General features: G+C 61.6%; 22 protein-coding genes. 2 read left to right on the forward strand and 20 right to left on the reverse strand.

Translation table 11 applies throughout. From position 1 onward, the window contains the following. Positions 1-36 precede the first annotated feature (36 nt). From SC318_RS18420 to flhA, 12 genes are all read right to left on the reverse strand, one after another. Positions 37-828 carry a CheW domain-containing protein gene (locus tag SC318_RS18420; protein ID WP_320427955.1) on the reverse strand — a complete coding sequence of 264 codons (792 nt, stop codon included), beginning with the start codon at positions 826-828 and terminating at the stop codon, positions 37-39. Next, a complete protein-coding gene (locus SC318_RS18425) occupies positions 828-1,616 on the reverse strand; it encodes a ParA family protein (protein ID WP_320427956.1) in 789 nt (262 codons plus the stop codon). The genes SC318_RS18420 and SC318_RS18425 overlap by 1 nt, the downstream gene beginning before the upstream one ends. Before the next feature lie 50 nt (positions 1,617-1,666). Next, positions 1,667-2,554 (reverse strand): flagellar motor protein MotD, encoded by an 888-nt coding sequence (gene motD, locus SC318_RS18430; protein WP_306493982.1) that lies wholly within the window; start codon positions 2,552-2,554, stop codon positions 1,667-1,669. Positions 2,555-2,735: 181 nt separating this feature from the next. Beyond that, on the reverse strand, positions 2,736-3,476 hold the full coding sequence (locus SC318_RS18435) for a flagellar motor protein (protein ID WP_306493983.1): 741 nt from the start codon (positions 3,474-3,476) through the stop codon (positions 2,736-2,738). Beyond that, positions 3,476-4,615 carry a protein-glutamate methylesterase/protein-glutamine glutaminase gene (locus tag SC318_RS18440; protein WP_320427957.1) on the reverse strand — a complete coding sequence of 380 codons (1,140 nt, stop codon included), beginning with the start codon at positions 4,613-4,615 and terminating at the stop codon, positions 3,476-3,478. Before SC318_RS18440 ends, SC318_RS18435 begins: the two co-directional genes overlap by 1 nt. Before the next feature lie 48 nt (positions 4,616-4,663). Beyond that, positions 4,664-6,841 carry a chemotaxis protein CheA gene (locus SC318_RS18445; protein WP_320427958.1) on the reverse strand — a complete coding sequence of 726 codons (2,178 nt, stop codon included), beginning with the start codon at positions 6,839-6,841 and terminating at the stop codon, positions 4,664-4,666. An 11-nt stretch (positions 6,842-6,852) separates the two neighbouring features. Beyond that, entirely contained in the window at positions 6,853-7,641 is a 789-nt protein-coding gene (locus SC318_RS18450) for a protein phosphatase CheZ (RefSeq protein WP_320427959.1), read from the reverse strand. A gap of 18 nt (positions 7,642-7,659) precedes the next feature. Next, positions 7,660-8,034 (reverse strand): chemotaxis response regulator CheY, encoded by a 375-nt coding sequence (locus SC318_RS18455; protein ID WP_015885173.1) that lies wholly within the window; start codon positions 8,032-8,034, stop codon positions 7,660-7,662. Between the two features lie 167 nt (positions 8,035-8,201). Then, positions 8,202-8,942 carry an RNA polymerase sigma factor FliA gene (gene fliA, locus SC318_RS18460; protein WP_320427960.1) on the reverse strand — a complete coding sequence of 247 codons (741 nt, stop codon included), beginning with the start codon at positions 8,940-8,942 and terminating at the stop codon, positions 8,202-8,204. After that, entirely contained in the window at positions 8,939-9,772 is an 834-nt protein-coding gene (gene fleN, locus SC318_RS18465) for a flagellar synthesis regulator FleN (RefSeq protein ID WP_003192912.1), read from the reverse strand. Before fleN ends, fliA begins: the two co-directional genes overlap by 4 nt. A 105-nt stretch (positions 9,773-9,877) precedes the next feature. Next, positions 9,878-11,194 carry a flagellar biosynthesis GTPase FlhF gene (gene flhF / locus SC318_RS18470; protein ID WP_320427961.1) on the reverse strand — a complete coding sequence of 439 codons (1,317 nt, stop codon included), beginning with the start codon at positions 11,192-11,194 and terminating at the stop codon, positions 9,878-9,880. A gap of 12 nt (positions 11,195-11,206) precedes the next feature. Then, entirely contained in the window at positions 11,207-13,321 is a 2,115-nt protein-coding gene (gene flhA, locus SC318_RS18475) for a flagellar biosynthesis protein FlhA (protein WP_320431259.1), read from the reverse strand. 281 nt (positions 13,322-13,602) lie between these two features. Here flhA and SC318_RS18480 point away from each other — a divergent pair, with 281 nt between their 5' ends. Together SC318_RS18480 and SC318_RS18485 are read left to right on the forward strand one after the other, a co-directional pair. Further along, positions 13,603-13,911: a transposase gene (locus tag SC318_RS18480; RefSeq protein ID WP_320427350.1), complete on the forward strand. Its 309-nt coding sequence runs from the start codon at positions 13,603-13,605 to the stop codon at positions 13,909-13,911. Between the two features lie 8 nt (positions 13,912-13,919). Further along, the gene (locus tag SC318_RS18485) at positions 13,920-14,750 is read left to right on the forward strand and encodes an IS3 family transposase (protein ID WP_320431180.1); all 831 of its coding nucleotides are present in this window, start codon (positions 13,920-13,922) and stop codon (positions 14,748-14,750) included. Positions 14,751-15,664: 914 nt separating this feature from the next. Here SC318_RS18485 and flhB read toward each other — a convergent pair. The 8 genes from flhB to fliL are packed head-to-tail and all read right to left on the reverse strand — an operon-like array spanning position 15,665 to position 21,056. Continuing rightward, positions 15,665-16,801, reverse strand: coding sequence for a flagellar biosynthesis protein FlhB (gene flhB, locus SC318_RS18490; protein WP_320427962.1), 1,137 nt, complete (start codon positions 16,799-16,801; stop codon positions 15,665-15,667). A 3-nt stretch (positions 16,802-16,804) separates the two neighbouring features. Continuing rightward, on the reverse strand, positions 16,805-17,590 hold the full coding sequence (fliR, locus tag SC318_RS18495; RefSeq protein ID WP_320427963.1) for a flagellar biosynthetic protein FliR: 786 nt from the start codon (positions 17,588-17,590) through the stop codon (positions 16,805-16,807). 4 nt (positions 17,591-17,594) lie between these two features. After that, positions 17,595-17,864, reverse strand: a complete 270-nt coding sequence (fliQ, locus tag SC318_RS18500) for a flagellar biosynthesis protein FliQ (protein WP_010208761.1) — start codon at positions 17,862-17,864, stop codon at positions 17,595-17,597. Positions 17,865-17,868: 4 nt separating this feature from the next. Next, complete coding sequence (gene fliP, locus SC318_RS18505; RefSeq protein ID WP_124363771.1) at positions 17,869-18,612, reverse strand: flagellar type III secretion system pore protein FliP; 744 nt, start codon at positions 18,610-18,612, stop codon at positions 17,869-17,871. Continuing rightward, entirely contained in the window at positions 18,612-19,052 is a 441-nt protein-coding gene (fliO, locus tag SC318_RS18510) for a flagellar biosynthetic protein FliO (protein ID WP_320427964.1), read from the reverse strand. Before fliO ends, fliP begins: the two co-directional genes overlap by 1 nt. Before the next feature lies 1 nt (position 19,053). Then, entirely contained in the window at positions 19,054-19,521 is a 468-nt protein-coding gene (gene fliN, locus SC318_RS18515) for a flagellar motor switch protein FliN (protein WP_320427965.1), read from the reverse strand. A gap of 56 nt (positions 19,522-19,577) precedes the next feature. Then, positions 19,578-20,546, reverse strand: a complete 969-nt coding sequence (gene fliM, locus SC318_RS18520; RefSeq protein ID WP_105523143.1) for a flagellar motor switch protein FliM — start codon at positions 20,544-20,546, stop codon at positions 19,578-19,580. Positions 20,547-20,555: 9 nt separating this feature from the next. After that, complete coding sequence (fliL, locus tag SC318_RS18525; protein WP_124387578.1) at positions 20,556-21,056, reverse strand: flagellar basal body-associated protein FliL; 501 nt, start codon at positions 21,054-21,056, stop codon at positions 20,556-20,558. Positions 21,057-21,094: the final 38 nt, after the last annotated feature.

The following is a 21,094-nucleotide window of genomic DNA, read 5'->3' on the forward strand; positions in this document are numbered from 1 at the left end:
AGTGGGCCGCGCAACCGCACGACCTTTATTGTTCAATCAACTGCGTTTGTTTTGCGCCATCGTCTTGACTGCGCCACTGGCGATCAACTCGGCCAGCTCGGCGACGTCGAGCAATGCGCACATGTGTTCAATCACGGTGCCCGCCAGCCACGGCCGTTGGCCGCGCTGGCTGCGCCATTTGATTTCGTTCGGGTCCAGGCGCAACGAGCGGCTGACCTGATGCACCGCCAGCCCCCACTCGTAGCCCTGCACGGAAATAACGTACTGCAGGCCCTGGCGGAAGTCGTCGCGGTAGCGGTCGGGCATCACCCAGCGCGCAGTGTCCAGCACCTTGAGGTTGCCAGCCTGGCTGGGCAGGATGCCGAGGAACCACTCCGGTTGCCCGAACAGCGGCGTCAACTCCTGGCCTTCCAGGGAATAGATCGAACCCAGGCATACCAGCGGCACCGCCAGGGTCAACCCGGCGACGTCGAACAACAGGCACTCGAACGGCTCGGCGGCCCACGACGGGCGACCATCGCCGCTCACCGGCGGCGGCGTGATGCCGGGCGGCAGGTGCACTTGCACGATCGGCTCGACCACCACCGGCACCACGATGTCAGGCGTGATCGGCACCACAACGGGCGCCGCCTCAATGTGCGCATCGCGCGCCTGCTCTTCGAGCACCGCCAGCTGGAACTCATCCAGCGCGGTCTCGGGCTCGACGATAGGCTCCAGCAGCAGGACCGGTTCCGGCAACTCTTCGGCTGTCGCATCCTGCAGCAAGGCATCCAGGTAGGATTCCAGTGCCAGTTGCGGCCGGGTCTTGAATTCCAGGGGACGGTTCATCACGCCACCTGCGCCATGATCTGCTGGGACAGCAGGTGTTTGAGCAATGCCCGATACGCCAGCACTCCGCGGCTCTTGCCGTCGAATTGCGACGGTGTGAGCCCGGCGCGGCTGGCGTCACGCAGGCGCGTGTCCACCGGGATGTAGCCATTCCAGATGGTGTCCGGGTAGGCATCGCGCAGTACGCGCAAGGTGCCGAGGGACGCCTGGGTACGGCGGTCGAACAAGGTCGGCACGATGCTGAACGGCAGCGCCTGCTTGCGCGAACGGTTGATCATCGCCAGGGTGCTGACCATGCGCTCCAGGCCTTTGACGGCCAGGTGCTCGGTCTGTACCGGGATCACCAACTGCTGGCTGGCCGCCAAGGCGTTGACCATCAGCACGCCCAGCAAGGGCGGGCTGTCGATGATCGCGTAGTCGAAGTCCTGCCACAGTTGCGCCAGGGTCTTGGCGATCACCAGGCCCAGGCCGCTCTGGCCCGGCGACTGGCGCTCCAGGGTGGCCAGCGCGGTGCTGGACGGCAACAGCGAAATGCTGTCATTGCTGGTGGGCAGCAACAGTTGCCCAGGCAAATCGCTCGGCACGCTGCCCTGATGCAGAAACAGGTCGTAGCAACTGTGTTCCAGCGCATCCGGGTCGTAGCCGAAATAGCTGGTCATGGAGCCGTGGGGATCCAGGTCGACCACAACCACGCGCTTGCCCGCCTCGGCCAGCAAGCCGGCTAAAGCGATGGACGTGGTGGTCTTGCCGACTCCACCTTTTTGATTGGCTACTGCCCAGACTCTCATTCGGTTGATTCCTCCCGGTGGGCACAAACGCGACCGAGACATTGCATAGGTTATTGAGCCGGTGACGGAGAATTGACGGAGCTTGCCCGCACCGACGGCTTTGCAGGGGCCGGTGCAGTTTGTGTGCCAGCGCGCCTCAACGCCGCATCCGGTGTTGCATTCGCCGTGCCGGTGCCGGTCAGGCTGCGGCGTACATCCAGGTTGCGCGACACCACCAGCACCACCCGCCGGTTGCGCGCACGGCCTTCGACCGTGGCGTTATTGGCCACCGGCTGGAACTCACCATAGCCCACCGACGCCAGGCGCTGGGGGTTCACGCCCTGCATCGCGAGCATGCGCACGATGCTTGACGCCCGGGCCGAGGACAGTTCCCAGTTGGTCGGGTACTGCGCGGTGGCGATCGGAAAATTGTCGGTAAAGCCTTCGACATGAACAGGGTTCTCAAACGGTTTGAGAATCGCCGCCACCTTGTCGATGATGGTGAACGCCTGGTCGCTGGGCAGCGCATCGGCGCTGGCGAACAACAGGCTGGAGTTAAGCTCGATCTCCACCCACAACTCATTGCCACGCACGGTCATCTGGTTGGAACGGATCAGGTCGCCAAACGCAGCGCTGATATCGTCGGCGATGCTTTTGAGCGGGTCGCTGGTGCCACCGACGCCGGCAGCGGTTTCATCGCTGTCGTTGACCAGCGGCTTGGCCGGGGTCACGGTCTTGGGGCGCTCTTCGCCAATGGGGATCGGCTTGAGCGCGCGCTCGGTATCGTTGAACACCCCCACCAACGCCTGGGAAATGATCTTGTACTTGCCTTCGTTGACCGACGAGATCGAGTACATCACCACGAAAAACGCAAACAGCAAGGTGATGAAGTCCGCGTAGGACACCAGCCAGCGTTCATGGTTGACGTGTTCTTCAGGCTCGCGACGGCGACGGCTCACAGGCACTTCCCTCTCTGACCAACAGCGAACACTTCATTGTGGCGAGCGAGCTTGCTCGCGCTGGGGCGCGAAGCGGCCCTGACCTCAGACGCTGCGACCTGTCTGAATGACCGTGCTGCCTGGAGTGGGGCTGCTTCGCAGCCCAGCGCGAGCAAGCTCGCTCGCCACATGCCCATTCCCATCAATCCATGAAGCCCTGGAGCTTCAGTTCGATGGAGCGCGGGTTTTCGCCCTCGGCAATCGACAGCAGGCCTTCGAGCAGCATTTCGCGGTAACGGGATTGGCGCATGGCAATCGACTTGAGCTTGCTCGCCACCGGCAGCAACACCAGGTTGGCGCTCGCCACACCGTAGATGGTGGCGACAAACGCCACGGCAATGCCGCTGCCCAGTTGCGAAGGGTCGGCCAGGTTGCCCATCACGTGGATCAGGCCCATCACCGCACCGATGATGCCAATGGTCGGCGCGTAGCCGCCCATGCTTTCAAACACTTTGGCGGCGTTGATATCACGGCTTTCCTGGGTGTAGAAATCCACCTCAAGGATGCTGCGAATCGCCTCCGGCTCGGCACCGTCCACCAGCAGCTGCAAGCCCTTGCGGGCGTAGCTGTCGGGCTCGGCATCGGCCACGCCTTCCAGGCCCAGCAAGCCTTCCTTGCGCGCAGTCAGACTCCAGTTGACCACACGGTCGATGCCACCTGGCAAGTCGACCCGTGGCGGAAAAATGATCCAGACCAGAATCTGCATGGCGCGCTTGAACGAACTCATCGGCGACTGCAACAAGGCCGCGCCCACGGTGCCACCGATCACGATCAGCGCCGCCGGGCCGTTGGCCAGGGCGCCCAGGTGGCCGCCTTCGAGGTAGTTGCCACCGATGATGGCGACAAATGCCAGGGTGATGCCGATCAGGCTCAACACATCCATCAGAGACAGGCCTCCACCAGATGCTTGCCAATGTCGTCCAGGCTGTAGACCGCATCGGCCAGGTCAGCCTTGACGATGGCCATGGGCATGCCGTAGATCACGCAACTGGCCTCGTCCTGGGCCCAGACGGCGCTGCCGCCCTGCTTGAGCAGGCGCGCGCCTTCACGGCCGTCGGCGCCCATGCCGGTGAGCACCACCGCCAGAACTTTGTCGCCGTAGGATTTGGCCGCCGAACCGAAGGTGATGTCCACGCACGGCTTGTAGTTGAGACGCTCGTCACCCGGCAGGATTTTGATCGCGCCACGCCCGTCCACCATCATCTGCTTGCCACCCGGAGCCAGCAGCGCCAGGCCAGGGCGCAGGATGTCGCCGTCCTCGGCTTCCTTGACGCTGATGCGGCACAGCTTGTCCAGGCGCTCGGCGAAAGCCTTGGTGAAGGCGGCGGGCATGTGTTGCACCAGCACGATCGGCGCCGGGAAGTTGGCCGGCAGTTGGGTCAGTACACGCTGCAAGGCCACCGGCCCACCGGTGGACGTACCGATTGCCACCAGCTTGTAGGCCTTGCGCTTGGGCGCGGGCGAGTGGGCGCTCGGGGCAGCCGCGCGGGTCGGCGCAGCCGGTGCAGGCCGAGCGACGGGCGCAGGTGCGGGTGCCGGACGGCTGAACGACGAGGTCGGCGCAGCGGCGGGCGTGGGTGCAGGTGCGGATGTCGGCGCGGGTGCGCTGAACAGGCTGCGGCGGTTACTGCGCGAAATGCTGTGCACCTTCTCGCACAGCATCTGCTTGACCTTCTCGGGGTTGCGCGAGATGTCTTCGAAATTCTTCGGCAAAAAATCCACCGCGCCGGCGTCCAGCGCGTCCAGGGTGACCCGGGCGCCTTCGTGAGTCAGCGAGGAGAACATCAACACCGGTGTGGGGCAGCGCTGCATGATATGACGCACGGCCGTGATGCCATCCATCATCGGCATTTCGTAGTCCATGGTGATCACGTCCGGCTTCAACGCAATGGCTTGATCAATCGCCTCTTTGCCGTTGGTGGCCGTGCCGACTACCTGGATCGTTGGATCGGCGGAAAGAATCTCCGAGACGCGGCGGCGGAAGAAACCCGAATCGTCCACCACCAGGACCTTGACTGCCATAAACACTCCGTTAGACGGGGCGGGCATTACTGCCCTGCCCCGCCAGAATCAAATACGCCGTGCGGCGTAACGCTTGAGCATGCTCGGAACATCAAGAATCAGCGCGATGCGGCCGTCACCGGTGATGGTGGCGCCCGACATGCCCGGGGTTCCCTGCAGCATTTTGCCCAGCGGCTTGATGACCACTTCTTCCTGGCCCACCAGTTGGTCGACCACAAAGCCGATGCGCTGGGTGCCCACCGACAGAATCACCACATGGCCTTCGCGCTGCTCTTCATGCTTGGCCGATGCCACCAGCCAGCGCTTGAGGTAGAACAGCGGCAAGGCCTTGTCGCGCACGATCACCACTTCCTGGCCGTCCACCACATTGGTGCGCGACAGGTCGAGGTGGAAAATCTCGTTGACGTTGACCAGCGGGAAAGCGAAGGCCTGGTTGCCCAGCATCACCATCAGGGTCGGCATGATCGCCAGGGTCAACGGCACCTTGATGACGATCTTCGAACCCTGGCCCTTGGTGGAGTAGATGTTGATCGAGCCGTTGAGCTGGCTGATCTTGGTCTTCACCACGTCCATGCCGACGCCACGGCCGGACACGTCGGAAATCTCGGTCTTGGTCGAGAAGCCGGGGGCGAAGATCAGGTTGTAGCACTCGGTGTCGGTGAGACGGTCGGCGGCGTCCTTGTCCATCACGCCGCGCTTGACCGCGATATTGCGCAAGATGGTCGGGTCCATGCCTTTGCCGTCATCGGTGATCGACAGCAGGATGTGGTCGCCCTCTTGCTCGGCCGCCAGGATCACCTTGCCACCGCGTGACTTGCCGGAGGCTTCGCGTTCTTCCGGGGTTTCCACGCCATGGTCGACGGCGTTGCGCACCAAGTGGACCAGCGGGTCGGCCAGGGCCTCGACGAGGTTCTTGTCGAGGTCGGTTTCTTCGCCAACCAGTTCCAGATTGATTTCTTTCTTGAGCTGACGCGCCAGGTCGCGCACCAGGCGCGGGAAACGGCCGAAGACCTTCTTGATCGGCTGCATGCGCGTTTTCATCACGGCGGTCTGCAGGTCCGCGGTGACCACGTCCAGGTTCGACACGGCCTTCTGCATGGCCTCGTCGCCACTGTTCAGGCCCAGGCGCACCAGGCGGTTACGCACCAGTACCAGTTCGCCGACCATGTTCATGATGTCGTCCAGGCGCGCAGTGTCCACGCGCACGGTGGTTTCGGCTTCACTGGCAGGCTTGTCGGCAACCGGCGCAGCGGCGGCACGCGCCGGGGCGGGCGCGGCGGCCGGAGCCGCGGCTTTGGCGGCGACCGGTGCTGGCGTAGCCACCGCCGCGGCGGCGGCAGGGGCCACTTCGGTGAACTTGCCTTTGCCGTGCAGCTCGTCCAGCAAGGCTTCGAACTCGTTGTCGGAGATCAGTCCGTCAGCGGCCGGTTCAGACTTGGCAGCTGGAGCGGCTGCGGTGGCCGCAACGTTCGGCAGGGCATCGGCGACGAACGTGCCTTTGCCATGCAGCTGGTCGAGCAGCGCCTCGAATTCGTCGTCGGTGATATCGGTGCTGGCGCTGGCGGCTGGCGCCGGCGGTGCAGCGGCCGGAGCCACGGCGTCAGCCGCGAACTGGCCCTTGCCATGCAACTGATCGAGCAGGGATTCGAATTCCGCGTCGGTAATGTCTTCGCTGGTCGGCGCGGCAACAGGCGCGGCTGCAGCCGGAGCCGGGGCCTCAGCTTGAGCCTTGACCGCATTGAGCGAATCGAGCAGCTGTTCGAACTCGCTGTCGGTCACGTCCGGCTCGGCTTCTACCACAGGCTCAGGCTCGGCTTGCGCGGCCGGTGCTTCGGCCGCCGGTTCGGCCAGGCGCGCCAGGGCGGCCAGCAGTTCCGGGGTGGCGGCGGTGACCGGTGCACGTTCACGCACCTGGCTGAACATGCCGTTGACCGCATCGAGTGCTTCGAGAATCACGTCCATCAATTCCGAGTCGACCTGACGCTCACCCTTGCGCAGGATGTCGAAGACGTTCTCGGCGATGTGGCAGCACTCCACCAGCTCATGGAGCTGGAGGAAGCCGGCGCCCCCTTTTACAGTGTGAAAACCGCGAAAAATTGCATTGAGCAGGTTCGCATCATCCGGACGGCTTTCCAGCTCGACCAGTTGTTCGGACAGTTGCTCTAAAATTTCGCCGGCCTCTACAAGGAAATCCTGAAGGATTTCTTCATCGGCGCCGAAGCTCATGTGGGTGCTCCTTAGAAGCCTAAACTGGACAGCAAATCGTCTACGTCATCTTGACCGGATACGACGTCTTCACGTTTATCGGCATGAATCTGCGGACCTTCACCCTTGGCGAGATGTTTTTGTGGATCTTTTTCCGAGAGGATCGCTTCGCGGTCATGTTCGATGCCGGCAAAACGGTCGACCTGGCCGGCCATGAGCACCAGTTTGAGCAGGTTGCTTTCCACTTCGGTGACCAGTTGGGTCACACGCTTGATCACTTGACCGGTGAGGTCCTGGTAATCCTGGGCGAGCAGAATGTCGTTGAGGTTGCTGGCCACCGTGCGGTTTTCCTGTTCGCTGCGCGACAGAAAACCGTCAACCCGGCGGGCCAGCTCACGGAACTCTTCAGCCCCCACTTCACGGCGCATGAAGCGGCCCCAGTCAGCGCTCAGGGCCTGGGCTTCAGTGGCCATGCCGTTGACCAGAGGCGTGGCGTTCTCCACCAGGTCCATGGTGCGGTTGGCCGCCGCCTCGGTCAGCCTGACCACATAGGACAGGCGTTCGGTGGCATCGGTGATCTGCGAAATTTCTTCGGCCTGGGGCATGCGCGGGTCAATCTGGAAATTGACGATCGCGCTGTGCAGCTCACGCGTGAGCTTGCCCACTTCCTGGTACAGGCCGCGGTCACGGGTCTGGTTAAGCTCATGGATCAACTGCACCGCATCACCGAACTGGCCCTTTTCAAGGCTGTCGACCAACTGGTGAGCATGTTTCTTCAGGGTCGACTCAAAATCGCCCTGTGACGTTTCGTTATTCTCCATAGCTCCCCCGCGATGGCTTTAGCCGTGGATGCGTTCGAAGATTTTTTCGATCTTCTCTTTCAAGGCCAATGCTGTGAATGGCTTGACCACGTAACCGTTGACCCCGGCCTGGGCGGCTTCAATGATCTGTTCACGCTTGGCTTCGGCGGTCACCATCAACACCGGCAGGCTGCGCAGTTTTTCATCGGCACGCACGTGGCGCAGCAAGTCGATACCGGTCATGCCCGGCATGTTCCAGTCGGTTACCAGAAAGTCGATGCTGCCGCTGTTGAGGATCGGAATGGCGGTAATGCCATCGTCCGCCTCGACCGTGTTTGTGAACCCAAGGTCACGCAACAGGTTTTTTATGATCCGCCGCATCGTTGAGAAGTCATCAACGATGAGGATTTTCATGTTCTTGTCCAATTCGACCTCCAAGCAGTCTTAAACGCGCCCAGCACCTGGACGCGCCACTTCATTCAACAGGCGTTACACAAAAAGGACTGCCCAGGGCACCACGCAACGAAACCGCGAAGGCTCATACCCCCGCGGTAGCGTCTGCAGTGTCCCCACACTGCCTGTCAGCGCGCGCGCCACTCTCCCAACCGCCCCCGCAAGCGGGCCGCGCACTGGCTATGCAACTGGCTGACACGCGATTCGCTGACCCCCAGGACCTCACCGATTTCCTTGAGGTTCAGCTCTTCGTCGTAGTACAGCGCCAACACCAGGCGCTCGCGCTCCGGCAAATTGGCAATGGCCTCCGCCAGCGCCCCCTGGAAGCGTTCATCTTCCAGATCGCGCGACGGTTCCATATGCGCGCTCGCGCCGTCCTCGTGCAGCCCTTCGTGTTCGCCGTCCTGCAACAGGTCGTCGAAACTGAACAGGCGGCTGCCCAAGGTATCGTTCAAAATCCCGTAATAATCATCGAGACTCAATTGGAGTTCGGCCGCAACTTCATGATCTTTAGCGTCACGACCGGTTTTTGCTTCAATTGCGCGAATTGCGTCACTGACCATTCGCGTATTGCGGTGTACCGAACGCGGCGCCCAATCCCCTTTACGCACCTCATCGAGCATCGCACCACGGATACGAATACCCGCATACGTCTCGAAACTCGCGCCTTTGCTCGCATCGTATTTGGTCGACACTTCGAGCAGGCCGATCATGCCGGCCTGGATCAGGTCTTCCACCTGCACGCTGGCGGGCAGACGAGCCAACAGGTGATAGGCAATACGCTTGACCAACGGCGCATAGCGCTCGATCAATTCGCCCTGAGTGTCACGGGCGGACTTCTTGTAGGCGTTGTAGCCGTTCGCTGTCATAGCACCGGTCCTGCGCTCGTCTGATGTACCAATCGCTCGACGAAAAACTCCAGATGCCCCCGAGGGTTGGCAGGCAACGGCCAGGTATCGACCTTCTGGGCAATGGCCTTGAACGCCAGTGCGCACTTCGAACGGGGGAACGCTTCATAGACCGCACGCTGCTTCTGCACGGCCTTGCGCACACACTCGTCGTAGGGCACCGCACCGACGTATTGTAAGGCGACGTCGAGGAAGCGATCCGTGACCTTGGTCAACTTGGCAAACAGGTTGCGGCCTTCCTGCGGGCTCTGGGCCATGTTGGCCAGCACGCGGAAGCGGTTCATGCCGTAGTCACGGTTAAGCAGTTTGATCAGGGCGTAGGCGTCGGTGATCGAGGTGGGTTCGTCGCAGACCACCAGCAGCACTTCCTGGGCGGCGCGCACAAAGCTGACCACCGACTCGCCGATCCCGGCGGCGGTGTCGATCACCAGCACGTCGAGGTTGTCGCCGATATCGCTGAAAGCCTGGATCAGGCCGGCATGCTGCGCCGGGCTCAGGTGCACCATGCTCTGGGTGCCCGAGGCGGCCGGCACGATGCGGATGCCACCGGGGCCCTGGAGCAGCACATCGCGCAGCTCACAGCGACCTTCGATCACATCGGCGAGGGTGTGTTTGGGTGTCAGCCCCAGCAGAACGTCCACGTTCGCCAGGCCCAGATCAGCATCCAGCAGCATGACGCGACGGCCAAGCTCTGCCAGGGCCAGGGACAAATTCACTGACACGTTAGTTTTGCCGACGCCACCTTTGCCGCCGGTCACCGCGATCACCTGTACGGGATGCATGCTGCCCATTTTATTTCTTTACCTTGTCTTGCTTAGACGCAGGCTACAGGGGTTGGCCGCGTGTATCGCTTGCAGGCCATCGATGTAGGTACATTTCACGGTGTTCATCCTGCCTCACCCCACCCGCTTTGCCGGGTTGTGGTAAAGGTCGGCGAACATGTCGGCCATCGCTTCCTCGCTAGGCTCGTCTTGCATTTGCACACTGACAGCACGGCTGACCAACTGATGACGGCGCGGCAGATGCAAATCATCCGGGATCCGCGGCCCGTCGGTCAGGTAGGCGACCGGCAGTTCATGACTGATTGCCAGGCTCAACACTTCGCCCAGGCTGGCGGTTTCATCCAGTTTAGTCAGGATGCAACCGGCCAGGCCACAGCGCTTGTAACTGTGATAGGCAGCGGTAAGAACCTGTTTCTGGCTGGTGGTTGCGAGCACCAGGTAATTTTTTGACTTGATGCCGCGTCCGGCCAGGCTTTCGAGCTGCATGCGCAGGGCCGGGTCGCTGGCTTGCAGGCCGGCGGTATCGATCAACACCACGCGCTTGCGCAGCAGCGGATCGAGGGCATTGGCCAGGGACTGGCCCGGGTCGACGTGGGTCACCGGCACATTGAGAATGCGGCCCAGGGTCTTGAGTTGCTCCTGGGCGCCAATGCGGTAGCTGTCCATGCTCACCAGCGCGATATTCGACGCGCCGTACTTGAGCACATAACGCGCGGCCAGCTTGGCCAGGGTGGTGGTCTTGCCCATGCCGGCGGGGCCGACCATGGCGATCACACCGCCTTCTTCCAGGGGTTCGATTTCCGGGGTGGCGATCATCCGCGCCAAATGCGCCAGCAGCATGCGCCAGGCTTGGCGCGGCTCCTGGACTTCGGCGGTCAGCGCCAGCAGGTCGCGGGACAACGGACCGGACAGGCCGATGCGCTGCAGGCGACGCCACAGGTTGGCTTGTTGCGGCTTGCTGCCTTGCAGTTGCGTCCAGGCCAGCGAGCCGAGCTGCACTTCGAGCAGCTCGCGCAGGCCGTTGAGTTCAAAGCGCATCGAATCGAACACGCGCTGGTCGACCGTGGCGGCCGGGGCTGGCGCGGCGGGACGTGGCGGTTCGACAAAGGTAGGTTCAACCAGCGGCTCGGCGGCGGTCAGGGGCAAGCCGGCGAACAGCTGGCGGTTGGTGGTGGCATCGCTGTCGCCACGCATGCTCAGTTCGGCCTGGGCCGAGACGATGCGCGAAGCGGTCTTGCGCAGCTCGTCCTCCAGCTCCATGTTCGGCACGCGCGGAGCCAGGGCCTGGGGCGTGTAATCCAGGGCAGCCGTCAGCTCGACACCGCCGGCAATACGACGGTTGCCGATAATCGCGGCATCGGCGCCCAGCTCATCGCGGACCAACTTCATGGCCTGACGCATATCGGCGGCGAAAAAACGCTTCACTTGCATAACCCACTACCCTCAGCCGTTGGGCCCTACTGTCGCGACGATAGTCACTTGCTTATTGTCAGGAATTTCCTGGTAAGCCAACACGTGCAAATTCGGTACTGCCAGGCGTCCAAAGCGCGACAACATCGCGCGGACCGGACCGGCCACCAGCAGAATCACTGGCTGGCCCTGCATTTCCTGGCGCTGCGCGGCTTCGATCAACGAACGCTGCAGCTTTTCAGCCATGCTTGGCTCCAGCAGAACGCCCTCTTCCTGGCCTTGTCCTGCCTTCTGAATACTATTGAGCAATATCTGTTCCAACCTTGGCTCCAAGGTGATAACAGGCAGCTCAGACTCAATGCCTACAATGCTTTGCACGATTGCACGGGACAAACCGACGCGCACCGCGGCCACCAGCGCGGCAGTATCTTGACTCTTGGCGGCATTGTTGGCGATGGCCTCGGCAATGCTGCGAATGTCCCGGACCGGCACCTGTTCGGCGAGCAAGGCTTGCAACACCTTGAGCAACTGCGACAGCGAGAGCACGCCCGGCACCAGTTCTTCGGCCAGTTTCGGCGAGGCTTTGGCCAGCAAACCCATCAATTGCTGGACTTCCTCGTGGCCGATCAGTTCGTGGGAGTGCTTGTAGAGAATCTGGTTGAGGTGGGTGGCGACCACGGTGCTGGCGTCGACCACGGTATAACCGAGGGACTGCGCCTGGCTGCGCTGGCTGACTTCGATCCACACCGCTTCCAGGCCAAAAGCCGGATCTTTGGCGGTGATGCCGTTGAGCGTGCCGAACACCTGGCCTGGGTTGATCGCCAGTTCGCGGTCCGGGTAGATCTCCGCTTCGGCCAGGATCACCCCCATCAGGGTCAGGCGGTAGGCGCTGGGGGCCAGGTCGAGGTTGTCGCGAATGTGCACGGTGGGCATCAGAAAGCCCAGGTCCTGGGACAGCTTCTTGCGCACGCCCTTGATCCGCGCGAGCAACTGGCCGCCCTGGTTGCGGTCCACCAGCGGAATCAGGCGGTAGCCGACTTCCAGGCCGATCATGTCGATCGGGGTCACGTCATCCCAGCCCAGCTCCTTGGTTTCCTGGGCGCGGGCCGGGGACGGCAGCAGTTCCTGCTGGCGGGCAATTTCCTGCTGGGCCTGGACCTTGACCGCATTCTGCTTTTTCCAGAACAGGTAGGCACCGCCGCCAGCCATGGCCGCCATGCTCAGAAACGAGACGTGGGGCATGCCCGGCACGATGCCCATGATCGCCATGATGCCCGCCGCCACCGCCAATGCCTTGGGGGACGCGAACATTTGGCGGCTGATCTGCTTGCCCATGTCTTCGGAGCCCGACGCACGGGTCACCATGATGGCTGCGGCTGTGGATAACAACAGTGATGGCAATTGCGCCACTAAACCGTCACCGATGGTCAGCAAGGCGTACACCTTGCCCGCATCGCCGAAGGTCATGCCGTGCTGGAAGATACCGACCGCCATGCCGCCGATCAGGTTGATGAACAGAATCAGCAGGCCGGCGATGGCGTCACCGCGCACGAATTTGCTCGCACCGTCCATGGAGCCGTAGAACTCGGCTTCCTGGGCGACTTCGGCACGGCGCGACTTGGCCTGGTTCTGGTCGATCAGGCCGGCGTTGAGGTCGGCGTCGATGGCCATCTGCTTACCGGGCATCGCGTCCAGGGTAAAGCGCGCGCTCACCTCGGAGATACGCCCGGCACCCTTGGTCACCACCACGAAGTTGATGATCATCAGGATCGCGAACACCACGATACCGACCACGTAGTTACCGCCGATCACCACTTCACCGAAGGCCTGGATCACCTTACCGGCGGCGGCGTGGCCGTCCTGGCCGTGCAGCATCACCACGCGGGTGGACGCCACGTTCAACGCCAGGCGCAGCAGGGTCGCCACCAGCAGAATGGTGGGGAACACCGCGAAATCCAGCGGCCGCAGGGCGTACACACACACCAGCAGCACCACCACTGACAGCGCGATGTTGAAGGTGAAAAACACGTCGAGCAGGAACGGCGGCATTGGCAACATCATCATTGCCAGCATCACCAGCAACAACAATGGCACACCCAGATTGCCCCGCGACAGGTCAGTCAGGGTGCCACGGGCCGTGCTGAGCATTTGAGAGCGATCTACCACCGGTATTCCTCGTGTCCTTGAAGCAAAGTTTTGACGCGCAGAAGCGTCCTGGAGGCGGTATTGCAAGAAGCCTTCCAACTTTGCTCTGGAACCCGTACGACTCCATGCGGGACCCAATGTGGGAGGGGGCTTGCCCCCGATGACGGTGCATCAACCACCTATTTCGGGGCCTGACACACCGCTATCGGGGGCAAGCTGAACTGGCCTAATGATCCCGGACACCTCTTAAGGGCGATATGATTCGCCCAATCAGGAGGTTCCGAATGCAACAGCGAAAGACCTATACCCACGAGTTCAAGCAACGTGCTGCAAGCATGGTTCTTGATGATAACTGCTCAGTTCCCGACGTCTGCGCATCGATGGACGTTGGCCCTACGGCTCTGCGCCGCTGGGTTGATCAGGTTCGTAAAGAACGTCACAAAGGGCAGCCAGTGGCAGGTACCAAGGCTATCAGCGACGAACAGCGAGAGCTTCAACAGCTACGAGCCAAGATCAAGCGCCTGGAGACTGAGGCTGAAATCTTAAAAAAGGCTACGGCTCTCTTGATGTCGGATCCCGATCGTTTTTCCTGATCGAGGAACTGAGGGAGTCGAGTTCATATCCGACCAGCCTGCTTTGCAGTGCGCTAGGCGTTTCTCGCAGCGCGTTTTATGACTGGATTAAGCGTCGCTCAGCACCGAATGCCGAGCGTGACGCGCTTAGAGCAAAAGTCGTGCAATTGCATGTCGAAAGCCGGGAAAGTGCAGGCGCACGGATGATCTCTCAGCGCCTGAAGGCCCAACAGATCAAGGCGGGAAGGTATTTAGTTGCAAAGCTCATGGCGGAGGCAAATCTGGCCAGCAAACAGCGTCGCCGCCATCAGTATCGCTCTAGAGGCGTCGAAGCATTTGTGGCCAAGAACCTGCTCGAGCGTAACTTCGAGCCAACCGCAATTAATCAGGTCTGGTGCGGCGACGTTACCAGCCTGATGGTTGGGAAACGCTGGTATCACTTGGCAGCGGTGATTGATCTGTTCGCCCGCCGAATCGTTGGCTGGGCGTTTTCTCTGATCAATGACGCCAACCTGGTTAGCAGGGCGCTGAGAATGGCGGTGGAGGTTCGAGGCAAACATGCAGGCTTGATGTTTCATTCAGATCAAGGCTGCCAATACACCAGCCAGCTCTTTCAGTCCGAGCTGCTGGAGCATGGAATAACGCAAAGCATGAGCCGCAGGGGGCAGTGCTGGGACAACGCGCCAACAGAGCGTTTCTTCGGGACGCTCAAATCAGAGTGGGTGCCCACCAAAGGCTATACGACAGTTGAAGAAGCCAAGCAGGATATGACCCGCTTTTTCATGCGATACAACCGAATCAGGCTCCACAGCTACAACAACTACCTGTCGCCAATAGCCATGGAGCAGGAGGCGGCTTGATCACCGTAACCGGTGTCCGGAAAAACTTGACCAGAACAAGCCCCCTCCCACATTGGATTGCGTGCAGTCAGAACTCTCGGAGAAATTTCCGGCACGTAGGGTGATCTCCCACGCGGAGCGTGTGAACGATCAGAATGCTCAACGGCCACCACCGTTGCGCGCCTTGATCGGTAACGCATACACACCCTGAGGCCTGTGGACCAATTGGAAGCTCATGCGCTTGCCCACCCAAAGCTCAGTACAGCACCAATCATAGCAATTGATAAACACCTCTTCTGCTCCGTAATCCAGCTGGATCAACCACTCTCCCCGGGTCCAGAGATAGGCGCTGACAGTCCCCGTAATCACCTTCAATACCGCTCTCCCTGCATCTCGTCTACTACATGCGCGCAGTGTCTACAGAGTAATCAAATCGTGATAAGCGCCGCTTGGCTACTGTCAAAGTTGACAGGTAGACGCTCGCTGCCAGGAGTGCTAAGCGGCAGGCACGATTGCGATGCTGATCGTTCCCACGCTCTGCGTGGAAATGCCGCCTGGGACGCTCCGCGTCCCGATTGAGCAAGGCTGACGCAGAGCGTCAAGGGAGGCATTCCCACGCAGGCGCGCGGGAACGATCTGATGGTAGCCGGTTCAGGCCTCCGGCGACTGCTTTCGCTTGCGGGGTTTGGGCGGTTTGGGCAGTGGTTGCGGTGCTGGGGCGTCACAGCATTCAGTGCTTGCCGATTGAATGGAAACGCGGTTGCCGTCGCGATCCAGAGCCCTGAAACCAATGCCCTTGACCGCATCGCACCACTTGACCGTGCCCCTGTCCATCACCGCCTCCCGAGCTGCGCATGGCTGCGCGCCTCATCGCTCTATCAGACAGTGAAGGCGGCATATTGGCTACTGTCAAAGTTGACAGGTCAGCGCACATTTCAAGTGTCGCGACGCAGGTCCGGCGGAATGGGCAGGTCCTTGAGCGGATCCGGCCGCTTGCCCTTGCCCGCTCGGTACTGGCGGATCTGGTAGACGTAGGCCAACACCTGCGCCACGGCCAGGTACAGCCCGGCCGGGATTTCCTGGTCAAGGTCGGTGGAATAGAAGATCGACCGTGCCAGCGCCGGCGATTCCAGCAGCAGAATGTCGTTGGCCACGGCGATTTCGCGAATTTTCAGCGCGGTAAAGTCGCTGCCCTTGGCCAGCAGCATCGGCGCGCCGCCCTTCTCCGGGTCGTACTTGAGGGCGACGGCGTAGTGGGTCGGGTTGGTGATGATCACATCGGCGTCGGGCACCGAGGCCATCATCTTGCGCTGGGACATTTCGCGCTGCAGTTGACGGATGCGCTGCTTGACCTCCGGGCGCCCTTCCTGATCCTTGTGTTCGTCGCGCACTTCCTGCTTGGTCATCAGCAGTTTCTTGTGGCTTTCCCACAACTGGATCGGCGCATCCACCGCCGCAATGATGATCAGCCCGGCGGACATCCACAGCGCGCTCCAGCCCACCACCTGCAGGCTGTGAATGATCGCCGACTCCAGCGGTTCGTGGGCGATGCGCAGCAAATCGTCGATGTCGGACGACAACACCGTCAACGCTACGACCAGAATCAGGATGAACTTGGCCAAGGCCTTGAGCAGCTCCACCAGGGCCTTGGTGGAAAACATGCGTTTGAGTCCGGCCCCCGGGTTCATGCGGCTGAACTTGGGCGCCATGCTGCCGGCGGCGAACAGCCAGCCGCCGAGGGCGACCGGGCCGATCAGCGCGGCCAGCAGTAACGTGATCAGAATCGGCTGCACCGCCAGGATGGCGATCTTGCCCGAGTGCAGCAGGTATTGCCCCATGGAATCGGGGTTGAGCAGCACCTCGCGGGGCAAACTGAAGTTGTGCTTCATCAGTTCCAGCAAGTCCAGCGCCAGGCCACCGCCGTAAATCAGCAGCGCGCCGGCACCCGCCATCATGGTCGCAACGGTATTGAGCTCTTTGGAGCGTGCGATCTCGCCCTTTTCCCTGGAGTCTTTTTTACGTTTCTCCGTGGGGTCTTCTGTTTTGTCCTGACCGCTCTCGCTCTCGGCCATGGCTCAGCGCGCCCGTGCCAGGTCACGTAAGAACTGCAAGGCGTCGGTCGCCAGCGGTTGATACTGATTGAGAATGTCAGCCAGGCCGATCCAGAAAATCCCCATGCCCAACACCAGGGTCAACGGGAAACCAATCGAGAAGATGTTCAGTTGCGGCGCCGCGCGGGTCATCACGCCAAACGCGATGTTGACCACCAGCAGTGCGGTGATCGCCGGCAACACCAGCAACAGCGAAGCGCCGAGCACCCAACCGAGGCGCCCCACCACTTCCCAGAAATGGTTGACCACCAGCCCCGAGCCCACTGGCAAGGTGGTGAAGCTTTCGGTCAGCACCTCGAACGCCACCAGATGGCCGTTCATGGCCAGGAACAGCAGGGTCACCAGCATGGTCAGGAATTGCCCGATCACCGCCGCCGACACCCCGTTGGTGGGGTCGACCATGGACGCAAAGCCCATGCCCATCTGCACCGAGATGATTTGCCCGGCGACCACAAACGCCTGGAAGAACAGGCTCAGGGAAAAGCCCAGCATCGCGCCGATCAGCACCTGTTCGGCGATCAGCATCAGCGCACTGAGGTCAAGCGCGTTGACCGCAGGCATCGGCGGCAGCCCCGGCACGATGACCACGGTGATCGCCACCGCGAAATACAGCCGCACACGCCGCGGTACCAGGGTGGTACCGAACACCGGCATGGCCATCAACATCGCCGTGACGCGAAACAGCGGCAGGATGAACGAGGCCACCCAGGTACTGATCTGGGTGTCGGTCAAGGCCAGCAAGGATTGCATCGGTTCAGCCGATCAACTGCGGAATACTGCCGTACAACTGCAGGATGTATTCCATGAAGGTTTGCACCAGCCACGGGCCGGCGACGATCAACGTGACCAGCATCACCAGCAGACGCGGCAGGAAGCTCAGGGTCTGTTCGTTGATCTGGGTGGCCGCCTGGAACATCGCCACCAGCAGGCCGACCAGCAGGCTCGGCACCACCAGCACGGCGACCATCACGGTGGTCAGCCACAGCGCTTCACGGAACAGGTCGACGGCAACTTCTGGGGTCATGGCGCTATACCCCTCCGAAACTGCCGGCCAGGGTGCCGATAATCAGCGCCCAGCCGTCCACCAGCACAAACAGCATGATCTTGAACGGCAACGAGATGATCAGCGGCGACAGCATCATCATGCCCATCGCCATCAACACGCTCGCCACCACCAGGTCGATGATCAGGAACGGGATGAAAATCATGAAGCCGATCTGGAACGCGGTCTTCAATTCCGAGGTGACGAACGCCGGGACCAGGATGGTCAACGGTGCCTGGTCGGGCGTGGCGATGTCGGTGCGCTTGGACAGGCGCATGAACAGTTCAAGGTCGCTGGAGCGGGTCTGCGACAGCATGAAATCCTTGATCGGGCCCTGGGCCTTGTCGATCGCGTCCTGGGCGGTCATTTTTTCGGCAAGATAAGGTTGCAGAGCTTGCTGGTTCACCTTGTCGAACACTGGCGCCATGATGAACAGCGTCAGGAACAACGCCATCCCGGTAAGGATCTGGTTCGAGGGCGTCTGTTGCAGGCCCAGGGCCTGACGCAGGATCGAGAACACAATGATGATCCGCGTAAAGCTGGTCATCAGCATGACGAACGCCGGGATGAAACTCAGCGCAGTCATGATCAACAGGATCTGCAGGCTGACCGAATACTCCTGCGCCCCCGCCGCGTTGGTGCCCAGGGTGATCGCCGGGATCGACAACGGGTCGGCGCCCAGCGCCATCGGCGCGGCCAGCAACAGCATGAGCGTCAGGAACACGCGCATTACTTCTTATCCTTCTGATCCTTGCCCAGCAACTCCATCAGGCGCTGAGCGAATTCTGGCGTGGCGGCCTCGGTCTTGGCCGCGTCCACCGGTGTCTTGAGTACGTGCAACGGGGTGATGCGCCCAGGTGTGATGCCGAGCAGAATCTGCTCCTCACCCACCTGCACCAGCACCAGGCGATCACGCGGGCCCAGGGCGCGCGAGCCGATCAGTTCGATGACCTGGGCGTTGCCCGGGCCAATACGCTGCACGCGGCGCATCAGCCAGGCCAGCACGAAAATCAACCCGACCACCAGCAACAGGCCGAGCATCAGCTGCGTCAATTGCCCGCCGACGCTGCCGACCGCAGGTGTGGCAGTCGCAGCCGCTTGCGCGACCGGTTCAGCCGCCAGCGCGCTCAATGGCAGCGCCAGTAACAGTCCCGCCATTGAATACTTCATTTCAGCGCAACTTCTTGATGCGTTCGCTCGGGCTGATCACGTCCGTCAGGCGAATGCCGAACTTCTCGTTGACCACCACCACCTCGCCATGGGCGATCAGCGTGCCGTTGACCAGCACATCCAGCGGCTCGCCGGCCAGGCGGTCAAGCTCGATCACCGAACCCTGGTTGAGCTGCAGCAGGTTGCGGATGTTGATTTCGGTGCTGCCCACTTCCATGGAAATCGACACCGGAATGTCCAGAATCACATCCAGGTTGGGGCCGTCGAGGGTCACCGGGTCGTTGTTTTTCGGCATGCTGCCGAATTCTTCCATCGGCAGGCGCTTGCCGGCCGGCGCAGAGGCGGCGTCGGCGGCCAGCAGCGCGTCGATGTCGTCCTGGCCGACATCGCCGGTTTCTTCCAGGGCCGCAGCCCACTCGTCAGCCAGGGCCTGGTCTTCGGCGGATGTGTTTTCGTGTTCGGTAGCCATTACATGTCCTCGGCGCAGCAAACAATCAGAAATAGGGGATGCATCACGGGGTTGGGTCAGCGTCGGTTGATCGGCTCAACCACTTGCAGCGCCAGGTTGCCCTTGTGGGAACCGAGCTTGACCTTGAACGACGGCACACCGTTGGCGCGCATGATCAGTTCTTCCGGCAACTCGACGGGGATCACGTCCCCCGGCTGCATGTGCAGGATGTCGCGCAGGCGCAACTGGCGACGGGCCACGGTGGCGCTCAGGGGCACGTCGACGTCCAGCAGGTCTTCGCGCAGGGCCTTGACCCAGCGTTCGTCCTGGTCGTCGAGGTCGGACTGGAAGCCCGCGTCGAGCATCTCGCGCACCGGCTCGATCATCGAGTACGGCATGGTCACGTGCAGGTCGCCGCCGCCGCCATCGAGTTCGATGTGGAAGGTCGACACCACAATGGCTTCGCTCGGCCCGACGATGTTGGCCATGGCCGGGTTCACTTCCGAGTTGATGTACTCGAAGTTGACTTCCATGATCGCCTGCCAGGCTTCCTTCAAATCGATGAAGGCCTGCTCCAGCACCATGCGCACCACACGCAGTTCGGTGGGCGTGAATTCACGGCCTTCGATCTTGGCGTGACGACCGTCGCCGCCGAAGAAGTTGTCCACCAGTTTGAACACCAGCTTGGCGTCGAGGATGAACAGCGCGGTGCCGCGCAACGGCTTGATCTTGACCAGGTTGAGGCTGGTGGGTACGTACAGCGAGTGCACGTATTCACCGAACTTCATCACTTGTACGCCGCCCACCGCCACGTCCGCCGAACGGCGCAGCATGTTGAACATGCTGATGCGGGTGTAGCGGGCGAAACGCTCGTTGATCATTTCCAGGGTCGGCATGCGTCCACGGACGATGCGATCCTGGCTGGTCAGGTCGTAACTTTTGACGCTGCCGGGTTCGGCAGCCATTTCGGTCTGTACCAGACCATCGTCGACGCCATGCAACAGCGCGTCGATTTCATCCTGGGACAGCAGGTCTTGCACGGCCATGTCGTGGTCCTACTGCAATACGAAGTTAGTGAAGAGCGCCTGCTCGACCACGACTTTGCCGAGCTCTTTCTGGGCCACTTCCTGCACGCTGGCAGTGACCTTCTGGCGCAGCATTTCCTGGCCCACGGGCGTGGCCAGGCTGTCGAAGCTCTGCCCGGAGAACAGCATGACCAGGTTGTTGCGGATTACCGGCATGTGCACCTTGAGCGCGTCCAGGTCCGCCTGGTTGCGCGCCAGCAAGGTGATGCTCACCTGCAAGTAGCGTTGGCGACCGTTCTGGTTGTAGTTGGCGACAAACGCCGGAAGCATCGGCTCGAAGATTGCCGGTTGCTTGACGTTAGTGGCGGTCTCGGCGGCGGGGGCCGGCTTGCTGGCACTGCTGTGCATGATGTACCAGGTGCCGCCTACCGAGGCGCCAATGGCCAGGAGCAGGCCCAGCACAATCAGCAGGATCAGCTTGAGCTTGCCTTTGCCTGCGGGGGGAGTTGCTGCGTCGTCGCTCTTCGCCATGCCAATAATCCGTCACTATTCTGGGATTCATAGATCTA

The organism is Pseudomonas sp. MUP55 (assembly GCF_034043515.1).
In the GTDB taxonomy this organism is placed as follows: Bacteria; Pseudomonadota; Gammaproteobacteria; order Pseudomonadales; family Pseudomonadaceae; genus Aquipseudomonas.

What these genes read in the sequence shown, in the direction of transcription:
- fliR (WP_320427963.1), bottom strand. Translation starts at nt 17,590, where the DNA reads ATGCAATCCTTGCTGGCCTTGACCGACACCCAGATCAGTACCTGGGTG.
- SC318_RS18420 (WP_320427955.1), bottom strand. Translation starts at nt 828, where the DNA reads ATGAACCGTCCCCTGGAATTCAAGACCCGGCCGCAACTGGCACTGGAA.
- fliL (WP_124387578.1), bottom strand. Translation starts at nt 21,056, where the DNA reads ATGGCGAAGAGCGACGACGCAGCAACTCCCCCCGCAGGCAAAGGCAAG.
- SC318_RS18435 (WP_306493983.1), bottom strand. Translation starts at nt 3,476, where the DNA reads ATGGATGTGTTGAGCCTGATCGGCATCACCCTGGCATTTGTCGCCATC.
- flhA (WP_320431259.1), bottom strand. Translation starts at nt 13,321, where the DNA reads ATGCTCAGCACGGCCCGTGGCACCCTGACTGACCTGTCGCGGGGCAAT.
- fliQ (WP_010208761.1), bottom strand. Translation starts at nt 17,864, where the DNA reads ATGACCCCAGAAGTTGCCGTCGACCTGTTCCGTGAAGCGCTGTGGCTG.
- SC318_RS18450 (WP_320427959.1), bottom strand. Translation starts at nt 7,641, where the DNA reads ATGGAGAATAACGAAACGTCACAGGGCGATTTTGAGTCGACCCTGAAG.
- SC318_RS18440 (WP_320427957.1), bottom strand. Translation starts at nt 4,615, where the DNA reads ATGGCAGTCAAGGTCCTGGTGGTGGACGATTCGGGTTTCTTCCGCCGC.
- fleN (WP_003192912.1), bottom strand. Translation starts at nt 9,772, where the DNA reads ATGGGCAGCATGCATCCCGTACAGGTGATCGCGGTGACCGGCGGCAAA.
- SC318_RS18480 (WP_320427350.1), top strand. Translation starts at nt 13,603, where the DNA reads ATGCAACAGCGAAAGACCTATACCCACGAGTTCAAGCAACGTGCTGCA.
- fliP (WP_124363771.1), bottom strand. Translation starts at nt 18,612, where the DNA reads ATGCGCGTGTTCCTGACGCTCATGCTGTTGCTGGCCGCGCCGATGGCG.
- fliA (WP_320427960.1), bottom strand. Translation starts at nt 8,942, where the DNA reads ATGACAGCGAACGGCTACAACGCCTACAAGAAGTCCGCCCGTGACACT.
- fliM (WP_105523143.1), bottom strand. Translation starts at nt 20,546, where the DNA reads ATGGCCGTGCAAGACCTGCTGTCCCAGGATGAAATCGACGCGCTGTTG.
- SC318_RS18445 (WP_320427958.1), bottom strand. Translation starts at nt 6,841, where the DNA reads ATGAGCTTCGGCGCCGATGAAGAAATCCTTCAGGATTTCCTTGTAGAG.
- SC318_RS18455 (WP_015885173.1), bottom strand. Translation starts at nt 8,034, where the DNA reads ATGAAAATCCTCATCGTTGATGACTTCTCAACGATGCGGCGGATCATA.
- fliO (WP_320427964.1), bottom strand. Translation starts at nt 19,052, where the DNA reads ATGAAGTATTCAATGGCGGGACTGTTACTGGCGCTGCCATTGAGCGCG.
- fliN (WP_320427965.1), bottom strand. Translation starts at nt 19,521, where the DNA reads ATGGCTACCGAACACGAAAACACATCCGCCGAAGACCAGGCCCTGGCT.
- SC318_RS18425 (WP_320427956.1), bottom strand. Translation starts at nt 1,616, where the DNA reads ATGAGAGTCTGGGCAGTAGCCAATCAAAAAGGTGGAGTCGGCAAGACC.
- flhF (WP_320427961.1), bottom strand. Translation starts at nt 11,194, where the DNA reads ATGCAAGTGAAGCGTTTTTTCGCCGCCGATATGCGTCAGGCCATGAAG.
- flhB (WP_320427962.1), bottom strand. Translation starts at nt 16,801, where the DNA reads ATGGCCGAGAGCGAGAGCGGTCAGGACAAAACAGAAGACCCCACGGAG.